This is a genomic window from Neisseria sp. P0021.S007 (genome assembly GCF_051956855.1).
In genome coordinates this window covers 1-573 of the sequence record NZ_JBQCXA010000877.1, presented here as the reverse complement: position 1 = coordinate 573, position 573 = coordinate 1, and the positions used below count along the sequence as shown (strand labels likewise).

At 45.4% G+C, this 573-nt stretch carries 1 protein-coding gene; it reads right to left on the bottom strand.

The annotated features are described in order from the left end of the window. The coding region (locus ACTHUR_RS16480; protein WP_440399756.1) for a type I restriction enzyme subunit R domain-containing protein at nt 1-573 on the bottom strand (573 nt) is incomplete at both ends.

The window sequence follows — 573 nt, the reverse complement described above, 5'->3', positions numbered from 1 at the left end:
ACCAAAAGGCTTATCGGTTTTGTCGCATACGCGGTTAGTGCGGGAAAACGCCTGAATCAAGTTGGCGTAATCCAAAATTTTGTCTAGATAGAGCGTATTGAGCCATTTGCTGTCGAAGCCCGTCAGCATCTGATCGACCACAATCAACAAATCCAGCTGCTCGTCGGGCTTGATTCTCTTATACGCATTGATATGCGACAACCTATCCGACAAATCCGTTTTAAATCGGGAATAGGTGGCGTAGCCGAAATTTGTGTGGAACTGGGCGTTGTAATCTTTCAAAATTTCGGCAATCCATATTTCCTTGTCGTTGCCTTGCCCATCGTTAAGAATATTCGGATCGAAAAGGGCGGTCAGTTTCGGCCAGGGATTTTTAGCTTCCTCAGGATCTTTGGCTTCCTCAGAATTTTTGGCTTCCTCAGCAATTCTGGCTTTCTCAGCAATTTTGGCTTTAATTAGGCGGTAATAATTGACCGCTTCGGGAATAGAGCTGGTGGCAAAAATGGCATGATATTTTTTGCCTTGGCTGAGGCGTTGCCAATTATCCAGCATGTCGTCAATCACCGCATTCAC